At 44.7% G+C, this 18,792-nt stretch carries 15 protein-coding genes; 6 read left to right on the top strand and 9 right to left on the bottom strand.

What is annotated here, in order from left to right; genetic code table 11:
- Nucleotides 1-105 precede the first annotated feature (105 nt).
- The 6 genes from R7E51_RS05405 to R7E51_RS05380 form a co-directional block, all read right to left on the bottom strand.
- Nucleotides 106-1,191, bottom strand: coding sequence for an OmpP1/FadL family transporter (locus tag R7E51_RS05405; RefSeq protein WP_017821523.1), 1,086 nt, complete (start codon nucleotides 1,189-1,191; stop codon nucleotides 106-108).
- A gap of 120 nt (nucleotides 1,192-1,311) precedes the next feature.
- Nucleotides 1,312-4,452 (bottom strand): efflux RND transporter permease subunit VmeQ, encoded by a 3,141-nt coding sequence (vmeQ, locus tag R7E51_RS05400; RefSeq protein ID WP_206957804.1) that lies wholly within the window; start codon nucleotides 4,450-4,452, stop codon nucleotides 1,312-1,314.
- A gap of 10 nt (nucleotides 4,453-4,462) precedes the next feature.
- Nucleotides 4,463-5,605: an efflux RND transporter periplasmic adaptor subunit VmeP gene (gene vmeP / locus R7E51_RS05395; protein WP_206957805.1), complete on the bottom strand. Its 1,143-nt coding sequence runs from the start codon at nucleotides 5,603-5,605 to the stop codon at nucleotides 4,463-4,465.
- 90 nt (nucleotides 5,606-5,695) lie between these two features.
- Complete coding sequence (locus R7E51_RS05390; RefSeq protein ID WP_017821525.1) at nucleotides 5,696-6,487, bottom strand: hypothetical protein; 792 nt, start codon at nucleotides 6,485-6,487, stop codon at nucleotides 5,696-5,698.
- Between the two features lie 527 nt (nucleotides 6,488-7,014).
- The gene (locus tag R7E51_RS05385; protein WP_017821526.1) at nucleotides 7,015-9,174 is read right to left on the bottom strand and encodes a prolyl oligopeptidase family serine peptidase; all 2,160 of its coding nucleotides are present in this window, start codon (nucleotides 9,172-9,174) and stop codon (nucleotides 7,015-7,017) included.
- Nucleotides 9,175-9,380: 206 nt separating this feature from the next.
- Nucleotides 9,381-10,952: an ATP-binding cassette domain-containing protein gene (locus R7E51_RS05380; protein ID WP_017821527.1), complete on the bottom strand. Its 1,572-nt coding sequence runs from the start codon at nucleotides 10,950-10,952 to the stop codon at nucleotides 9,381-9,383.
- 445 nt (nucleotides 10,953-11,397) lie between these two features.
- Here R7E51_RS05380 and R7E51_RS05375 point away from each other — a divergent pair, with 445 nt between their 5' ends.
- The 3 genes from R7E51_RS05375 (at nucleotide 11,398) to R7E51_RS05365 (ending at nucleotide 14,569) form a co-directional block, all read left to right on the top strand.
- Nucleotides 11,398-11,823 (top strand): universal stress protein, encoded by a 426-nt coding sequence (locus R7E51_RS05375; RefSeq protein ID WP_005375398.1) that lies wholly within the window; start codon nucleotides 11,398-11,400, stop codon nucleotides 11,821-11,823.
- Between the two features lie 167 nt (nucleotides 11,824-11,990).
- Nucleotides 11,991-12,608, top strand: a complete 618-nt coding sequence (locus R7E51_RS05370; protein ID WP_005375391.1) for an NAD(P)H-dependent oxidoreductase — start codon at nucleotides 11,991-11,993, stop codon at nucleotides 12,606-12,608.
- Nucleotides 12,605-14,569: a monovalent cation:proton antiporter-2 (CPA2) family protein gene (locus R7E51_RS05365; protein WP_005375390.1), complete on the top strand. Its 1,965-nt coding sequence runs from the start codon at nucleotides 12,605-12,607 to the stop codon at nucleotides 14,567-14,569. Before R7E51_RS05370 ends, R7E51_RS05365 begins: the two co-directional genes overlap by 4 nt.
- A 92-nt stretch (nucleotides 14,570-14,661) precedes the next feature.
- Here R7E51_RS05365 and R7E51_RS05360 read toward each other — a convergent pair whose 3' ends face one another.
- Nucleotides 14,662-14,955: a hypothetical protein gene (locus R7E51_RS05360; RefSeq protein ID WP_005375389.1), complete on the bottom strand. Its 294-nt coding sequence runs from the start codon at nucleotides 14,953-14,955 to the stop codon at nucleotides 14,662-14,664.
- 244 nt (nucleotides 14,956-15,199) lie between these two features.
- On the opposite strand from R7E51_RS05360, the gene R7E51_RS05355 reads away from it, so the two are divergent.
- Nucleotides 15,200-15,493 (top strand): ArsR/SmtB family transcription factor, encoded by a 294-nt coding sequence (locus tag R7E51_RS05355; RefSeq protein WP_005375388.1) that lies wholly within the window; start codon nucleotides 15,200-15,202, stop codon nucleotides 15,491-15,493.
- A 108-nt stretch (nucleotides 15,494-15,601) separates the two neighbouring features.
- Here the strand turns inward: R7E51_RS05355 and R7E51_RS05350 are convergent, their stop codons facing one another.
- Complete coding sequence (locus R7E51_RS05350) at nucleotides 15,602-16,951, bottom strand: alpha-amylase family protein (RefSeq protein WP_017821529.1); 1,350 nt, start codon at nucleotides 16,949-16,951, stop codon at nucleotides 15,602-15,604.
- A gap of 520 nt (nucleotides 16,952-17,471) precedes the next feature.
- Here R7E51_RS05350 and R7E51_RS05345 point away from each other — a divergent pair.
- Together R7E51_RS05345 and R7E51_RS05340 are read left to right on the top strand one after the other, a co-directional pair.
- Nucleotides 17,472-17,828: a MerR family transcriptional regulator gene (locus R7E51_RS05345; protein ID WP_017821530.1), complete on the top strand. Its 357-nt coding sequence runs from the start codon at nucleotides 17,472-17,474 to the stop codon at nucleotides 17,826-17,828.
- Between the two features lie 58 nt (nucleotides 17,829-17,886).
- Nucleotides 17,887-18,264, top strand: a complete 378-nt coding sequence (locus R7E51_RS05340; protein ID WP_017821531.1) for a carboxymuconolactone decarboxylase family protein — start codon at nucleotides 17,887-17,889, stop codon at nucleotides 18,262-18,264.
- 77 nt (nucleotides 18,265-18,341) lie between these two features.
- Here the strand turns inward: R7E51_RS05340 and R7E51_RS05335 are convergent, their stop codons facing one another.
- A complete protein-coding gene (locus R7E51_RS05335; protein ID WP_005375384.1) occupies nucleotides 18,342-18,572 on the bottom strand; it encodes a PAS factor family protein in 231 nt (76 codons plus the stop codon).
- Nucleotides 18,573-18,792 lie beyond the last annotated feature (220 nt).

Here is an 18,792-nt window from a genome sequence, read left to right as displayed (position 1 = left end):
ATGTGACAGAAGCGCCCTAACTACCTTAGATGGTGTGACAGCATCCAGTGCAGGTAGTTAGGGTAGAATGGCCTGTAAGGAAGGCGTTTTAGCGATTAGGAATGATTAGTTTTTCCAGTTGTAGCTCATGCTCATGAAGTACAGCGCAGGCTCATCAAAACCAGCTTGTAAGCGTGGCGTTTTTGACGATTCCATCAAGATCGCTTCAAACGCGAAACCAATTGAGTTTTCTGAATCCAATTTGTAATCAATGCCTGTACCAATGCGGTACGCCTTGCCAGTAGGAACGGTAATGTCACCGTTTGATTGACTTTCATACATGCTGGTATCGAATGCAAAACCTGCATTCCACATCATTTTTTCATTCAGTTTGTACTGAGTACCCAATGCGATTTGGTAAGTGTCTTGTGTCTCTACGTTCAGCGTGGTTGTGTATTCGCTCCAGTCTTGCCAGTTCACGTTCCACATCACCGCTAGGTCATCATTCACTTCGTGGTAAGCACTGAAGATCAGTTGTTGCGGAGCAATGGAGTTACTATTGTCGAATTCAAATTCGGTTTCAGAAGAGTAAGACAGACCAAGACGCGTGCCTGGTGTTGCTTCATAAAGCACACCTACTCGGCCGTTGAGCTGAGTATCTTGGTCTTCGTCATTGAAGTTCAAGGCTCCCTTCGTTTCCACTTCATACATACCGTACTGAATGCCAAGCGCCGCACCCACAGACCAGTGATCATTGATGCGGTAAGAAGCGGAAGGTTGAATGGTCAACGCTTGTGTCGTTGCTGTAGGAATATCTAAATGATTATCCAAAAGACCTTCGTACTCTAGGCCAAGACCGTAGTTGCCATACAGACCAATACCCAGCGTCCATTTGTCGTTCACTTGTTGGCTGTAAAATGCCGACGCCATAGGAACAAAACCAATCACGTTGCCCGCATCGCCAGTCATCGTGTCTAGTTGCGCGTCACCGTAAAGGCCAATCAGGTTACCAGAGAAAGATTTACCAGAAACATTCGCCAGACCAGCCGGGTTTGCTGCCATTACTGAGGCATCTTGCGCACGAGCCGCCATACCAGCGGATGCCAAACCAATATCCGATGCTGTAGTTTCGTAAAGGTATAACCCACCCGCTTGCGCAGCAGCACAAGTCAGTAGAGAGCTCGCTACGACGATTTTTGAAAGATTTTTCATGTTAAAACCTATTATTGTTAGGGGAACCCACGCTGCGACGGTGGTTGTATATCAATGAAAGGCATTGGCCAATCGCACACAGCGTGGGGGTGTTGTGGAGTCAGTCAGTTGAAATCAGCGTTATTGCTCGCTCACCTCAAGTTCAGTGGGTTTCTTTCGCTTAAACTTCTCGCACAGAGATTGCATCATCACGAAGAACACTGGCGTCAGTAACGTGCCAACAAACGTAGAGAGAATCATGCCGCCGAATACCGCAAAGCCCAGTGAGTGACGAGATGCCGCACCGGCACCCGATGCAATCACCAACGGGAATACCCCCCAGATGAAGGCAAATGCGGTCATCTGTACTGCTCGGAAACGGATTCGAGCAGCTTCTTTGGCAGCATCAATGATGGATAAGCCCTTTTCTTCTCGCAGAACTTTGGCAAATTCCACGATAAGAATCGCCACTTTGGCGGACATACCGATCAAGATGACCACACCAATCTGCACATACAAATCGAACGGTTGTCCCACCAGCAGTAGCGTGCCCATTGCGCCGAGAATCGCGACTGGAACCGCCATCATTACCGCAGCAGGAATGGTCCAACTTTCGTACTGAGCCACCAAGAACAAGTAGGTGAACAGCAAAGACAATGCGAACGCGATTGGTGCCATGTTGCCTGCTTTCATCTCTTGGTAAGTCATGCCTGACCACTCGTACGAGTAACCACTTGGCAAAGATTCTGCAGCCAGTTTTTCAATGGCTTTTACAACATCACCCGAGCTGTAGCCTGGCGCTGGCGCACCGTTCACGGTTGCAGAACTGAACATGTTGTAGTTCGACAAGGTATCAGGGCCGAAGATCGGCTTCACTTTCACTAGCGTTGCCAGTGACACCATTTTTCCAGAGCTAGAACGAACAAACAGATGGTCGATGTCGTCGATGTTGTCACGATATTGCTCTTCTGCTTGCACTTTCACTTGGTACGAACGACCAAACAAGTTGAAGTCAGAAATGTAGGCACCGCCCAACTGCGCTTGCAGTGTGCTGAAGATTTCATTCAACGGTACGCCCATCGAAATCGCTTTATCGCGGTCAATATCGATGTAACGTTGCGGAATGTTGGCACGGAAAATCGAGAACGCACGCGCCACTTCAGGCAGTTGGTTGATTTGGGCAACAAAATCAGCGGTTGTTTTTGCCAACTCTTGTGGAGAACGGCCCAAGTTGTCTTGCAGCACAAGGTTGAAACCATCTACCGCACCCATACCTTTGATTGCCGGCGTCGCGAAAACGAACGAAGCGGCATCTGGTGTTGAGTTCAGCATTTGGTTAACTTTATTCATCAATGCGCGTTGGTGTAGCTCAGGGTCTTTACGTTTGCTCCAGTTATCCAGTTTGATGATCAACATGCCCGAGTTTGGAATCGACGCCATGTTAATTACCGAGAAGCCCGCAACCGAAACCACGTTCTCCACACCTTCCATCTGTTTTAGTTCATCAACGTACTTCTTCATTAATGGTGCAGTACGCTGCAATGCTGCTGCGTCTGGCAAACGCATTTCGACCATGAACACGCCTTTGTCTTCGTTCGGTACGAAAGAGGAAGGTACGGTCATGAACGCAAATGCCAGCACCGCAATAAGCGCGCCATACACACCGATACTCAGCACAATACGACGGCTCAAGAAGCCAACTAAACCTTGGTATTTGCGCGTTATTGCTTCAAAACCTCGATTAAACGCACGCAAAGGCGCAATAGGTTGCGAGTGAGTTGATTTCAACATCAACGCACAAAGCGCTGGCGTTAACGTTAATGCGTTGATCGCAGAGATCAGCACCGACACACAGATGGTGACTGCGAACTGGTTGAACATTCGACCGGAAATACCCGGCAATAGCGCAACCGGTACGAATACCGCCAACAAAATAAGCGTTGTTGCCAATACTGGCCCCGTCACTTCTTTCATAGCTTGGATCGTGGCCGGAATCGAGTCTAAATGCTCTTCATGGATAACCCGCTCCACGTTCTCTACCACGATGATCGCATCGTCCACCACGATACCGATGGCGAGGATCAAGCCAAACAACGAGATCGTGTTAATGGTCATGCCAATCACGCCCATGATTGCGAACGTCGCAATGATGGAAACCGGAATCGCAAAGGTTGGAATGATGGTCGCTCGCCAGTTCTGCAAGAAAACATACACAACGAAGGTGACAAGAAGTACCGCAATCACCAACGTCTCGTACACTTCATCAATCGATGTCTCTACGTATTCGGTAGAGTCATAAGCGATGTCGTAAACCAAATCATCTGGGAACGATTTCTCGTACTCTTTCATTGCCTCTTTCACGCGTTCCATCACGTCTAGCGCGTTCGCTGTCGGCAACTGGTACAATGCCAGAACGGCGGCTGGTTCGTTATTCATACGACCATCAGCTTCGTAACCTTGTGCGCCAACTTCCACACGAGCCACATCTTTCAAGCGAATCAAAGAACCTTTCTTGCTCGCGCGGATGATGATGTTCTCGAACTCTTCCGCAGAAGTAAGGCGGCCTTTGGTTTGCAAAACATATTGATATTGCTGGTCACCCGGAGCTGGCATACCACCGATCTTACCCGCCGCCACTTGGATGTTTTGCGTTTTAATTGCGCCAATAACATCGCTAGCAGAAAGCTTCAAGGTAGCCAGTTTATTTGGGTTCAACCAAATACGCATTGAGTAGTCTTTCTTACCCAGCAGCGTAATGTCACTCATACCTTCGATACGTTTTAGACGCTCGACAATATTGAGATCCGCGTAGTTAGAAAGGTAGATACTGTCGTGAGACTGTTTCGGAGAACGCAGTGTGATAACGCCCAGCATGTCGGAAGATTTCTTCTTAACCGTCACACCGATTTGGTTTACTTCTTGTGGTAGAGACGACGTCGCCTGTGCCACCAAGTTGTTCACACGAACCTGCGCCATATCGCCATCTGCGCCCACTCGGAAGTAAATACGCAATGTGTATGAGCCATCGTTACCAATCACAGAAGACATGTAAATCATGTCTTCAACGCCGTTGACTTTGGCTTCTATCGGTTGTGCTACGGTCTTTTTAACCACGTCCGCGTTTGCCCCCGGATACATGGTGCTCACCGTAATTACCGTTGGAGAGATTTGAGGATACTCAGAAATTGGCAAGACTTTCAGGGCGATCATGCCCATCAATGTCATAGCCAGTGAGATCACCAAAGCAAACTTCGGCCGGTGAATGAAAAATTTACTTAACATCAGTACTCACTCAGCCTTGTTCACTCTGTAGCTCAACGTCTTTCACCGTTGCACCCGGACGCACTTTTTGTAGACCATTGACGATGACTTTTTCGTTAGCCGCCAAACCAGTCAGCACAGCACGTTTCACACCGTAGGTCTGACCGAGTTCAACGTTACGACGAGACACCACGTGATCATCACCAACCACCATGACGTAGTCACCCGCTTGGTCTTGTTGAACAGCCGCCGATGGGATAAGCAAACCATCAATGGTTTTGTTGCGCAGCTTGATGGTCAAGTTGCCATATTCACCCGGCATAAGCGCGTAAGTTGGGTTATCGAATTGTGCTTCTGCTCGAATTGAGCCTGTTTCTAAATCGATCTTGTTGCCAACGGCGTAGATCTTGCCATCAAGTGGATACAATGAGCCGTCTGAAAGCGTCAGTGTTAAATCAACATCCAGTTTGTCATCGTTACGATGAACCACATCAATGGCACTTCTTACTCGGCGGTAGAGCTTCTCATCCACATCAAAGCCAAAGCGAATTGGGTCGATTTGAGTGATCGAAACAAGAGGAACGAGTTGAATTTTCGAAATACGGTCACCCACTCGGAAGTTGCTGAAACCCACGCGGCCAGAGAAAGGAGCACGCACAGAGCTAAACTCAAGATCGAGCCTTGCTGAAACCAGCGTCGCTTTCGCCTCTTCTACCGAAGCAATCGCTGCGGCGTGCGCGGCAATGGCGTCATCGTATTGCTGCTCACTGATGCTTTTATCTTTGATGAGTTTCTTCACACGTTCTGCATCACGCGTAGTTTGAACGAGTTGTGCTTTTGCTTTTTGCAACGACGCTTTTGCATACGCCAGTGCCGCTTTGTAAGGACGGTCGTCGATTTCAAACAGCAATTGGCCTTTTTCGACCATATCGCCATCTTTAAAATGAATCGCGGTTAATTCGCCACCGACTCGAGGCATAATATCAACGTCATTTACCGCTTCAGTTCGACCGATAAAAGTATGATAAGGAGTGATTTTTGTTTCGGTTAGGGTAACGGTTTCAACAGAGGGTGCTTGGGCTGTTTTCGTTGCGATATCGCCAGTTTTGCATCCTGATAGTAATGCAGAAGATATAGCAATAGATACCAACGCAAATTTATATTTGGCTTTCATGATAAACCTACTTTATTTAGAAAGTGCCCTAGCCTAAATATTTAAATATATGGATAAACACACTTTCTATTCTGGAAATAAACGAGGGAGTTAGAATTGGTAGTTAAATTCGATACGGTGATCACCATCACCGAAATTAACGTGCTCATTCCAGTTTGCAAAGTAACGAATATTTGCGCGAGGATTAATTTGATAAGACAACGCAAACTCATGAGTCAAGATATTATCTTCACCCGCGTAATAAGTATCTTTATATTGACTAGACCCTGACAACGTATGCATATACATTGGGTTGTAGTTAATCCAGATTTTATCGGTTAATTCAATTTTTGAGTACATACCCACAACAGTGAAAGTACCTGGAATTTCATAACCTTTGTCATCACCACTAAAATCATTAGCAATAGTGACACCCGCACCAGCTAAAGGAAATAGCTGCAACATACCAAACTTAGGTAGACCTTGAATAAAGCTATAAGATGCATCTAATTTATCGTTATCAACGTCGTAGTTTACATCTAATTGACGGCCTAGACCTTTTGCGACTTCTACTTGGAAATTACGTAGTCGGAAAGAGTCAATGCTGTCATCAACGTTGGCATATATTGGATCGTCATTGTCGCGAATGCCAAATAGCTCACCACCAATGCCTTTCATTTCAATGATGTTCATCGCCATGGTACCAGGCTGGCTAGATTGGTAAGTTTGACCGATTTTGATGTTCGCGCCTTTATCAGTAATACCAAAGCCAGCTTGGGTGTATACCGCAAGTGGGTCAGACATATCTTGTAGTTCTTCGCTATTGTTTGTTTGCGCATAGGCAGAAGACGCGAGTTGTAGGGCTGCAACCACAATGGCAACAGACGGTTTCACTAAATTCATAAAACTGTATCCATTTTAATGATTATAAAATTATTCACGTCATGAGGTCATCATAAATAGCAAGCAACACAACTCGCTTTGGATAACATAAATTATCAAAGCAAATTCAATAATGACGAAACATTCGACGTTTTAATTAAAATAAAATAAAGCATCGTAAAAGTTCAATCACCGCTACTTATATCTTATATAACTTGAAATTTGGTAATACTAATGAAGAAGGAAATATTAAAAATTATGAAAATTCAATTATCATTAGAACAAATGATTAATTAATTTTACCATATAAATAGAGAGTGCAATGGATTTAGGTGATCGCGATCAATGTTTCATTTCGATCGTACCACACTCTTCAGATTAATTAGAACATTATAATAATGTAAAAAACCTTAGTTTGATTAGCCTAGCATCAGATTAGAATAGTAGGCCTATAATAAATAAAAAGGAATCACTCTCTGTGATTCCCTTTTATTATCGAGCGATAAAGCGCCGATGCGTTTCGATAACTAAAACGCAAACAATTCGCACTATTGCAGTTTCTCTATTCCCATATTGAACAGTGCAAAACTATAAATATCTGCATTTGTCTCAATTATTTTACGCGTTGGTGTGCCTGCACCATGTCCTGCATTGGTTTCGATGCGAATTAAAGTCGGATTTGAACCCGCTTGCTTCGATTGCAACTCAGCAGCAAATTTGTATGAGTGAGCAGGAACAACACGGTCATCATGATCACCGGTTGTAATCAATGTTGCTGGGTATTCCACCCCCGCTTTTACATTGTGCACTGGCGAATAACCTTTCAGATATTGGAACATCTCTTTACTTTGCTCTGCCGTACCGTAGTCATACGCCCAACCAGCACCTGCGGTAAAAGTATGGTAACGCAGCATATCCAGTACGCCGACTGCTGGCAGCGCCACTTTAAACAGATCTGGACGTTGCGTCATAACTGCCCCCACTAACAAGCCACCATTCGATCCACCGTTAATGGCTAACTTGTTTGATGACGTTACCTTTTCATCCATTAGGAATTCAGCCGCCGCAATAAAGTCATCAAACACATTTTGCTTTTGCATTTGAATGCCAGCGTTGTGCCACTCTTTACCATACTCCCCACCGCCACGAATGTTCGCTACCGCGTAAACACCACCAAGCTCCAACCAAGCTGCACGTGTCGGGCTAAAAGATGGTGTGAGGCTAATGTTGAAACCGCCATAACCATATAGGATGGTTGGTGCACTGCCGTCCATCGGTGTCCCTTTTTTATAGGTGATGATCATCGGCACTTTTGTTCCGTCTTTTGAGGTGTAAAACACCTGGCGAGAGTCATACAAAGCTGGATCAAATGGCGCTTTAGATTTGTAGTACACCTCGCTATCACCATCTTTGATGTTCAGACGATACGTAGTGCTTGGCATCTTGTAGTTGGTGAAAGAATAGTAGACTTCGGTTTCTTCTTTTTTACCCGAGAAACCGTATGCACTGCCAATATCAGGCAATTTGATTTCTCGGATGAGTTTGCCGTTCATGTCGTATTGCTTCACCATCGAGATCGCATCAACAATATAACTCGCAAACAAATTGCCACCCGCGGTAGAAACGCGTAACACATTCTTTGTTTCAGGGATCAAATCTTTCCAGTTTTTGGGCTGCGGCTGACTCGCATCCACCGTCACGACGCGTTTGTTCGGCGCGTTAAGGTTCGTAACCAAGTACAGCTTCGTGCCTTGGTTGTCTATTACCCAAGTATCAGAACTGGTGTTATCTAAAATGGTTTTAAGTGGGCTGTTTGGCTTACTCAGATCTTTAAAGAACAGTTTGTTACCCGATGTCGATACGCTGGCTGAGATAAACAAGTAGCGTTCATCATCCGACGTATAGCCGCCAACATAACGGTATTTCTCTTCCTCAAACCCGCCGAAAATCAGTTGGTCTTCACTTTGTTTCGTCCCAAGCTTATGAAAGTAGAGCTTGTGTTGATCTGTCTTCGCGGAGAGTTCACTCCCCTGTGGCTTGTCATAACTTGAGTAATAGAAACCTTGATTGCCGAGCCAACTGATGCCGCTGAACTTAATATCCACCAGCGTTTCACCGACTGGCTTTTTGGTTTCTGTGTCTAACACAATGACTTTGCGCCAATCGCTACCGCCTTCCGAAATGCTGTATGCAACCAAAGATCCATCTCGTGAAAAGCTCACTCCCGCTAACGATGTGGTGCCATCTTCACTAAAAGTATTTGGATCGAGGAAAATTTCTGCTTCGCCATCACCTAACTGCCGATAAAGCACATCTTGGTTTTGTAGCCCGTCATTTTTGTAGAAATAAGTGAACTTACCCTCTTTGAACGGTTGGCTTTGCTTTTCGTAGTCCATGAGCTTAGTGATGCGCTCTTCAATCTGCTCGCGGTAAGGGATTTTCGACAGATAATCAAACGTCACTGCATTTTGTGCCTTAACCCATTCTGCGGTTTCTGGGCTGAGATCGTCTTCCAACCAGCGATAAGGATCACTCACTTTTGTACCAAAGTAGTCATCGACAACATCCACTTTTTGTGTGGTTGGATACGTGATGGCTTTGGGGCTTACCTGTTCAACCGACGATTGCGCCGCTTCATTTGCATACGCCACAGACAACACACTTCCGAGTACGAGAGCCGTTGTGAGTGCTAGGGTATTCTTTTTCATGAAATTCCTTTTTATTTTTCTGTTGTCTTTTTGTGCAATACATCAGAACTCTACTATATATCGACAAAATGAATCTAATTTCATTAAACGAGTTGTGAAAGCCATCCTAACTCCCTCATTTCCTTCCAGTTCTACAAACTAGTAAGTGGCGGTGTAGAACTTGGGAACAATACTGAAGAGCTACGATGGCGTTTACTCTCTTTCGTCTAAGTCAGCTCGATTTGGCGCAAAACCCCAGACTCAGAAGCGAAATCTTGGTCGTGACTGATCAGAACAAATCCACCTTTGTATGTATTTAACGCCTGACTAAGCATTATTTTTGACTCGAGGTCGAGATGGTTATCTGGTTCATCAAGCAGCAGCAAAGGCTGAGAATTTTGGTGGCTGACTATCAGCATCGCGAGCTTCATCTTCTCGCCACCGCTCAGTAGGCGCCCCAATCGAAACACTGCATCTCGACGAAAACCGATCCCGGCCAATAAGGTCCTCGCTTCACTTTCCGTCATCTCTTGGCAGCTCTCCATTACGTTCTCAAGTAACGAAAGATTTGGATTCACTGCACCAAAATGTTGGTCGAGATAATACAAAGGCGTATTCACTTTCAGCTCACCACTCTGCAACGATAACTCGCCAAGCAACGTCTTTAACAAGGTTGATTTTCCGCAGCCATTTTTCCCTTTGAGATGGACTTTGTCGTTCGCAAAAATCTGCAACGTGATAGGTGTAGAATTCCCAAAAGGTAATATACCTTCTTGTATCGACAATACTTTTCGCGAACGGTTCGGATTATCTGTAAGATAAAGCTTTTGCGCCTTGAGTTGCTCATGTCGCAATTGCAACGCCTGTTCTTTGGCTTGTAAATGCGCTTGTCTGAGTTGCTCATTCTTATTGCGATTTGAGGCGCTGGCGGTCGCACTATCCTTTTTTCCATCAAGCAAAATTTTGGGCTGACTGCCTTCTTTGCGCAGTTTGTTCCCTTGCGCGGCGCGTTGGTCTGCTTTTTCGCGATTTTTCTGGGCTTGCTCGGCTAACCGTTTTTTCTGTTTATCGACTTGCGCTAACTGCCTCTCGATCGCTTGCAGTTCAGTGCGTTTTTTCTCGGCGTACACATCGTAATTTCCACCAAAAACTTGTAAGCCTAGGCCCGAGAGTTCCCAAATTTCCTCCATCTCTCGCAGCAGCTCACGATCGTGACTGATGAGTAAAATCGCGCCGCTGAAATGCGTCATAGACTCTATCAGCCATTGTTTCGCCTGGGTATCGAGGTGATTGGATGGTTCATCGAGAATCAAAAGCTCCGTTTCGTTTTCAAACAACTGCCATAGCTGCAAACGTGCCAACTGACCACCACTGAGCCGAGCACAAGAGAAATCAGGGTCTTGCGGTAATCCCATCGCAGCGAGCTGCTGTTTGAGTTTTAATTCAATATCCCACTGCTCACCAACCAGTTCGAACCAATGTTCAGAAACATCACCTTGTTCAATCTGCTTTAAAGCATGCAAGACCGCATCTTTGCCCAGAAACTGGGCGATCGATTGCTGACCTGAAAGCAGATCAGACGGCTGCTGGCGATACATCATGAAAGAAGAGGGAGCAGTCACAACACCGCTGGCAGGCTGAGTTTCTCCCGCTAAAATGGAAGCCAAAAGCGACTTGCCGATGCCATTGCGCCCAACCAAACCAACACGTCGTTTAGTCATGGAACAAGAAATAGACTGGAATAGCGTATCGCCATTATCAAACTGATGGCTAACATTAAAAGCTTGTAAAACTGGCATAATTTGCCTCCTGTATGACAGGGACAACAGCCGTAGCTATGATTTGAAATGGCAACAAAACGCGTGCACAAACGCATTAAGCTCTATGTAAAGCTCGACGATATACGTCAAATCAAAAAGTCGTCTTGTTGCAAAGAAATATCGGAAAGTGAGCTACGCCTACTAACCCTGCAGATCCAAAAAATAAGTAAAAATATGGATGACAGGTTTAGTTCTTCATGTTGGCGTAATCTCCTAGAGAAATGATGCACAGAGTGTAGCCGCTTTTTTGTTCAAAAAGCAAGCTTTCTAACCAAATGTGAACAAAAAGAAAGTTTCACAGTAAGTTGTTATATCACATTAACTTTTTAACAAGTCTTTGAACAATTTCGAGATCTTAGCAACACAATTTTTATCCAAGCCATACTATGCTTAGGGTAAAGATAATCCACATAAGGGCGTGGTTATGAAATACAAACATATCCTTGTTGCACTCGAACTGTCAGATGAAAGCACCGTGCTTATCGACAGAGCGGTATCAATGGCAAACTATCTCGACTCCGATATCTCCTTTATTCATATTGATGGTACGCACGGAGAAATCTATCGTGAGCTTGTAGACATTAAAGAAAACCCGGATCAAAGGCCGTTGAATGAGCATTCAATGGAATGTTTAAAAACATTTAGTGATTACATGGATTACCCACTTAAACATTTCTTCGTAGGTACTGGCGACTTAGCTGATAAATTAGAGGTCACCATTAAAGAGCAAGAAGTGGATCTTCTGATTTGTGGCCACCACCAAGATTTCTGGAGCAAGATTATTTCTTACTCCAGACACTTAATTAACAAGTCACCGGTGGATATTCTAGTCGTCCCTATTCATGATTAGTAAAACGTAACACTTCCCAAAACCACCAATTTATTTGGTGGTTTTTTTATTGATATTGAAACAGCTTAAACAGTTTTCCAAACTAGCTTGGCGATCATTTATGAGTTACATTTTCTAACCAACCCGCGCTCCTACTGGGCATGGTTATTTAGATAGCAAGGATCCCTATGGCAAATAAAAAAGTACTCATTCTCTTTGCTCATCCTTCCCAGCATCGTTCAGAAGTGAATACTCCACTTTTCAAAGAAGCTCAAAAAATTGAAGGCGTGACATGTGTTGATCTCTATGGCGAATACCCTCGTTTCGATATTAATATCGACCGTGAGCAGCAACGCTTACGTGAGCATGACGTGGTGATTTTCCAATTCCCACTATATTGGTATTCAACGCCTGCGATTTTAAAAGAGTGGCAAGATCTGGTTTTGGAATATGGCTTTGCTTACGGTACAGATGGCACAGCACTGCAAGGCAAGACCATGCTTTGTGTGCTGTCTGCAGGGGGCAAAGAAGAAGCTTATAAGGCAGAGGGCTACAACCACTTTACGATTCGTCAACTGCTTGCGCCTATTGAACAAATGTCCGCACTGACCGGCATGAACTACATTGCCCCTCTCGCGATGTTTGGCGCACGTACAGCAGATGAAGAAGGGCGAATCCCTCGTCATGTTGAGCGGTACAAGAGCCTGCTAACAGCTTTAGTCGAAGATAGGTTGGATGTTGAAGCTGCGGCGTCATTAATCAAGCTTAACAGCGCATTGCCAGAGCTCATTAAGGAGGCTTCATGACAGGGATATTCTTACAAGCCTTCGTATATTTGATTGCTGCTGTAATTGCAGTCCCACTTGCTAAGCGTTTGGGACTTGGGTCCGTTTTAGGCTATCTCATCGCAGGTGTGGTCATTGGCCCAATTATCGGTTTAGTCGGTGAAGAAACAACAACAATACAGCACTTTGCCGAGTTTGGCGTGGTGATGATGCTGTTTCTCGTCGGTTTAGAGCTCGAACCCAAAATGTTGTGGGCGATGCGCAATCGCTTAATGGGTTTAGGAGGTCTGCAAGTCGGTGGTACCGTCGCGGCGATTATGGGTATTGCCTTGTACTTTGACCAGCCTTGGACCATAGCCTTAGCCATAGGTTTGATCTTCGCCCTCTCTTCTACTGCGATTGTTTTGCAAACTTTTAGCGAAAAAGGATTAACGAAGACGGAAGGTGGACAAAACGCTTTCTCCGTGTTGCTTTTTCAAGATATTGCAGTGATACCAATGTTGGCGTTCATTCCTCTATTGGCCTTACCTGAATTAATTGAACAGGCACAGTCCGCGGCTCAAACAGCCGCAGCGCACCATGAAGAATTAAGCCTCGTTGCGGGGTTGCCCGGCTGGGCATACGGCATCGTAATCACAGCATCGATTGCAATCGTCGTCGTTGGTGGACACTTTTTAAGTCGACCTCTGCTCAATTATGTGGCTAGCTCTGGTTTGCGAGAAATCTTTACCGCAACTGCACTAATGCTGGTCATTGGTATCGCTGCGCTGATGAGCTTAGTGGGCTTATCTCCTGCCTTAGGAACCTTCTTGGCTGGCGTTGTATTGGCGAACAGTGAATTCCGCCACGAGTTAGAATCCAACATCGAACCATTTAAAGGCTTATTGTTAGGTCTGTTCTTTATTACCGTTGGCGCAGGGATCAACTTCTCGGTCCTTTTTGGTGATTTCTGGTTGGTCATGGCATTGACCATTGGCGTGATGGTTTTGAAAGCCTTGGTGCTGTTTATTCTTGCACTGATATTTAGGGTGAAAGGCAGCAACCGCTGGCTGTTTACCCTAAGCTTGGCTCAAGCAGGTGAATTCGGCTTTGTGCTTCTAAGCTTTTCAGTGCAAAACCACGTCATCCCATTTGAACTTTCACAAACTCTTGCGTTAGTGGTTGCGATTTCGATGTTCCTGACACCAGGTTTGTTTATTCTGTTTGATAGAGTGATTCTGCCGCGCTTTGAAAGCCAGTCAAATGAACGCGAAAGCGATACGATTGAGGAAACAGGCACGGTGATCATCGCCGGCATCGGCCGCTTTGGACAAATAGTGAATCGCCTATTGGTATCAAACGGCGTGACTACCGTGGTACTTGACCATCAATCTGACCAAGTCGATAACATGCGCCAGATTGGCACTCGCGCCTATTTTGGCGACGCGACTCGACCAGATATGCTACATACAGCCGGCATTGAGCACGCCGCTGCGTTGGTTGTGGCGATTGATAACCAAGAATCGAGTGTAGAACTGGTGAAGTACGTTAAGCACACGTACCCAAAAGTAACAGTGATTGCACGTGCCTTTGACCGTGGACATGGCTATCTTTTGCGTCAAGCGGGAGCTGATATTATTGAATCAGAGACCTACCATTCTGCATTGGAGATGGGCGGTCACACAATGAAAGCACTTGGCATTCACCCCTTCTTTGTTGAACAACAGAAGGCGACATATAAGCGTGTTGAAGCACGTAAGTCAGAAATACTCTACAAAGCTTGGGAAGATGATTCTGAAGGTGAACGCTATGACAACAATTTCCGACAACTGTTTATTCAGTTAGAGGAGAAAATGGCGGAAGAGATGCAAAAAGATCGTCATGACAAACTATCGCGGTCAGAACGAGGTTGGACACCGCCACCTAAAGGTTACGCCGATGACTTTAATGAAGATAATGTCCAAGAGCTAACACCACCAAGAGAAGAGCCTATCCAACGATAACGCACTCCATATTAAAAACCTCCCACTTGGGAGGTTTTTATTTTTTCAGTACAGAGCCACACGCCGTGCAGGATAAAATGATCTTCTCGATATTACATAAGATCATTCATTAAAATCTCATACTCTTCGTTTGCTTCTTCCACTAAATGAGAAAGCTCTAACGCATCAGTAACTGCAAGATTGAACTGCCACGGAGTTGTGTCTTCTTTACCACAGATTCGAGTTTCACACCCACGACTCTCAAAAGACAAATCATCAAACTCTGTGGTGTGGCGCTCTTGAAGTTCAACAATCTCAACTTCTAATTTACCGACAGGATTGACTTTAACGTGGGCATGTAACTCCGAACTGTTAGACAAACAATAATCTCTATGAACCGCAATCATGGCCGCCTCCTTGGTCTGCCAACTGACAACTCAACATTGAGTGTAGACGAGGGATTTTGAACGTGGCGTGAAATAATAATGAAGATTGATCTGTCTCATTAGAACAGACAATTGTTGTCATGAAGGCAGAGCCAGTATGAATCTCATCTGATTTAAATTGTTCTGAGATCGTAATAGTTGGCATTTACCGAGACTTTCCCTATTATCGAAACAAAATTACTGTGGTCATTCTTTAGAGGTCAGTATGGAGCTTGAAGCCGTTGCTAAAGCACTAAAAGAGTTAGGGCATCCGACTCGTTTAAGTATTTACAAAGAAGTCGTCAAAGCGGGATACAAAGGTATCGCGGTAGGCGGCGTACAAGAAAAGCTTGGCATTCCAGCATCCACTCTCTCTCATCATATCTCGAGCCTTGCTTCAGCTGGTCTTCTCACCCAGCGCCGCGAGGGTAGAACCCTTTTTTGTGTTGCAGAGTATCAGTGCTTAGATGACGTAATTGGTTTTTTAAAAGCAGAATGTTGCGTTAACGAGTGCTCATAAATTTCTAGCAAAAACGAGAGAGTTTGAGTTTCTATTGAACTTCAGCAGAACGTGAATGACGATGAAAAACATACACACCGAAGTTGCTAAGCTCGGTGTGTACATCTTCTAGTTCGCGACAAGTAACATCGACGACTTAGATGGTACGATTAACTTACCGTCAGTTGGAATGATTTGTTCTGTCATCAAATCAACCCAATTGCCATCCGTTTTTAATGTCAAAGACTGTTGACGCTGTGATTTATTAAGCACCACAATACCTTTGTCACCTCGCTTAAGTACGAGCATGCCATCGTTACCTTCAAGAACACTCATCGGCTCGCCATGCGTCATATTATGGAACTGGATCATTTTTGCCATTCTCGGATCGCTCCATGCACCTTGCCACCTTGGCTGACCATTTTTACCTTTAATACCGCTGGTGTTTAAGTCGGTATAAATCAACGGCACACCGCCATCTCGGCCTAGAATATAGGCATAAGCTAACCATTCGTTTTCCTCGTCCATGATGAGATCAAGAAAGACATCATTGTTAGGAATATCATGTGTGATAGCAAATGTAATCGCACGACCGGGGGACAAAGCCTGACCAAAACAATAGGGATCAATCAGAGACTTGAAGCTGCCCTTTTTAGCAAACGCCTTAAACATGGTTGAGAACAAAGGGAAATCGTACGCACCTAGGCGAGTTTCCTGTAGATACGGCTCAAGAAACAGCTGATACTCTTCTTCCGTCGCACCGCCATCGGTAATAATTTCACCAAATATATGCACATCCCGCGTGATGTCGTCTGTCCAAACACGCTTAAGATGCTCTAACGTCATGTGTTTCGCAGCGTCAATACGAAAACCTTTCACACCAATAGCTTTCAGCGCCTTTAGGTACGCTCGCTGCTGCTCAACGACATGGTCACAAACACGAAGAGTTGGCAAGCCAGGATCGGTTGGCCCACCTGTGATACGTCCGTTTTGAACCTGCCACTTATCTTTCCAGTCTTTGATGCCGAATGCTTCAACAAAGTCCTCTTCATCAAAAAGTGGTTGAGATAGATCGCCAAACAACGCTAGCGACTGATATTTCTGTTTGTTGTTCTGGTATTCCTCCAAGACCTCTTGTCTTGGGTACTGAAGGTCTCTGCGAAGGTGGGCCTCATTTGCCATATGGTTAAACACTACGTCGGCATAAACCCACACACCAACTTGCTCCAGTTCACGAACCATATGAATAAAATCTTTGGTATCACCCAAAGCATTATCGATAACACGATAATCTTGTGGTTGATAACGCTGCCACCAGCGCTCATCGTGTGCGCTTTTCATTGGTGGCGAAACCAACACAGAGCCATAACCAAGCTCGCGGATTTCTTTTGCTCGTTGGGCAATGTCAGCATACTTCCAATCAAACGCATGTAAGATAACGTTTGCACCGAATGATTGTGTTTCCTGTGAGCCACTCATGTTGTTCTCCTGCTCGTTTCCACTCACGATTACTTGTTTGCATTTTTTTGTGAGTGAATTCAATAATCGAAATTATAAAAGCTATTCATCAGAGGCACTCACCCTTTTAGCACTAACTCAAGGCTGAAATCGAAGGCGTAGCGACTCATCCATTGCACAGCGATAAATCGTTCTGAGTGAATAACGGGCACACGACATACAACCCGAACAGACCAACATAAAACTAAGGCATTGTTTTGATTAACAAAAACTTAAATTTAAAAAGATAGAACATAAGACCTATGTACGCCCTAAAATAGGCCCAAAGGATAAAAATAGCCAAGCCAACCCGTTGAGTAATCAATTGTTAATAAAACGAAACTGGCAGATGGATCACGTTTGGCGCGTTTCAAAAATCCAGTAAATCACCATACCTAGCGTTAAAAGACTAAAGATTTCTGTTTGTATCTGTCCCGAAATGACTTCAAAATGCGAAACTTAGCTTATCTCTATGGGGTATGCTCTACCTTGGAGGATAATAATGAATATCAAAGAATTTTCTGACCTCGTCGGGCTATCTGCTCATACACTTCGATACTATGAAAAAATCGGTTTACTTAAACATGTCCATAGAAACGCGAGTGGACATCGAATGTATAGTTCGAAAGATCTAAACTGGATAAGCTTTGTTAAGCGTTTAAAAGAAACTGCAATGCCACTTGAAGAGATTCTAGAGTATGCCAAATTAAGGGAAGTCGGCTCTCAATCTGTACCACAACGTCAAGCCCTGTTAGAACAACACCAAGAAAACCTCAAACGCCACATTGAGCAACAGAAAAAGCACTTATCGGCTCTAGAAGAAAAAATTGCCTTGTATACAAGTGGAAAAGTTCGTTGACTTAGAGTTAACTCTAACGATTAAGGTGTGTTTACATTTATTCACTAGGAACATACCGATGGAACAATCGCGCTTTAACAAAGGATTAGAACTACTCTCTCAAATTGATGGCGACGCTGGTCATAATGTCATCGAAAGCTTACAAGATATTTGTCCAGATTTAGCTCAGTACACCATTGAGTATCCGTTTGGCGATATTTATGCTCGCCCGGGCTTAGACCTAAAATCGAGAGAAATCGCAACCGTCGCCGCGCTAACGGCAATGGGGAATTGCGCGCCGCAACTAAAAGTGCACTTAAATGCAGCGCTGAATGTAGGCTGTAGCGAGGATGAGATTAAAGAGATCATTTTGCAGATGTCCGTCTACGCAGGGTTTCCCACGGCATTAAACGGCATGTTTGCATTCAAAGAAGTGCTAGCGGAAAGAGCAGAGTAATAACAACGTTGAAATCAATTTAACCGCAATTAAAAACGGCCCTTGGGGATCGGGCCGTGATTAAAACAACGAGTGAATTAGCGCTCAGGAGTTTCAAGCAGTTTAACTGCGCAATCTACCGCGTTGTTAATGCCTTGACTGCTCTCCAACTTACCTGAACTTGCAGGACCAAGGGCACAAGAATACAAAGCCAGCTGCTTATCGAACGGCAGATCCAACTGTTCATAGAGATTTTGTCGGATTCTTGCATGTTGTTCTGGTTCTTGGTTAGCAAGGCTAATCAACGTTTCATAAATAAGCGTTTTCATGTCTTTCCCTTTTCACTTTATTGCACGGGGTGCATATATATTGTATCCATTTGGGAAGCACAAATCAGAAGCTAGGTCACAGAACGCATCGCTAAAAAAGTTTATGTACGCGGTAAATTGCAATACAAACCTAAAGCCGTTTAGAAAAAGGGCAACTGATAACTCGATAAACCAGCCGATTAACTAGCATTCGCCGCTGTTTGTTCATAATCGTGTCCGA

The organism is Vibrio sp. Vb1166, from assembly GCF_033338695.1.
GTDB classification, from domain to species: Bacteria; Pseudomonadota; Gammaproteobacteria; order Enterobacterales; family Vibrionaceae; genus Vibrio; species Vibrio alginolyticus.
The sequence above is the reverse complement of the archived record's forward strand: the minus strand, read 5'-3'. Positions and strand labels throughout refer to the sequence as shown.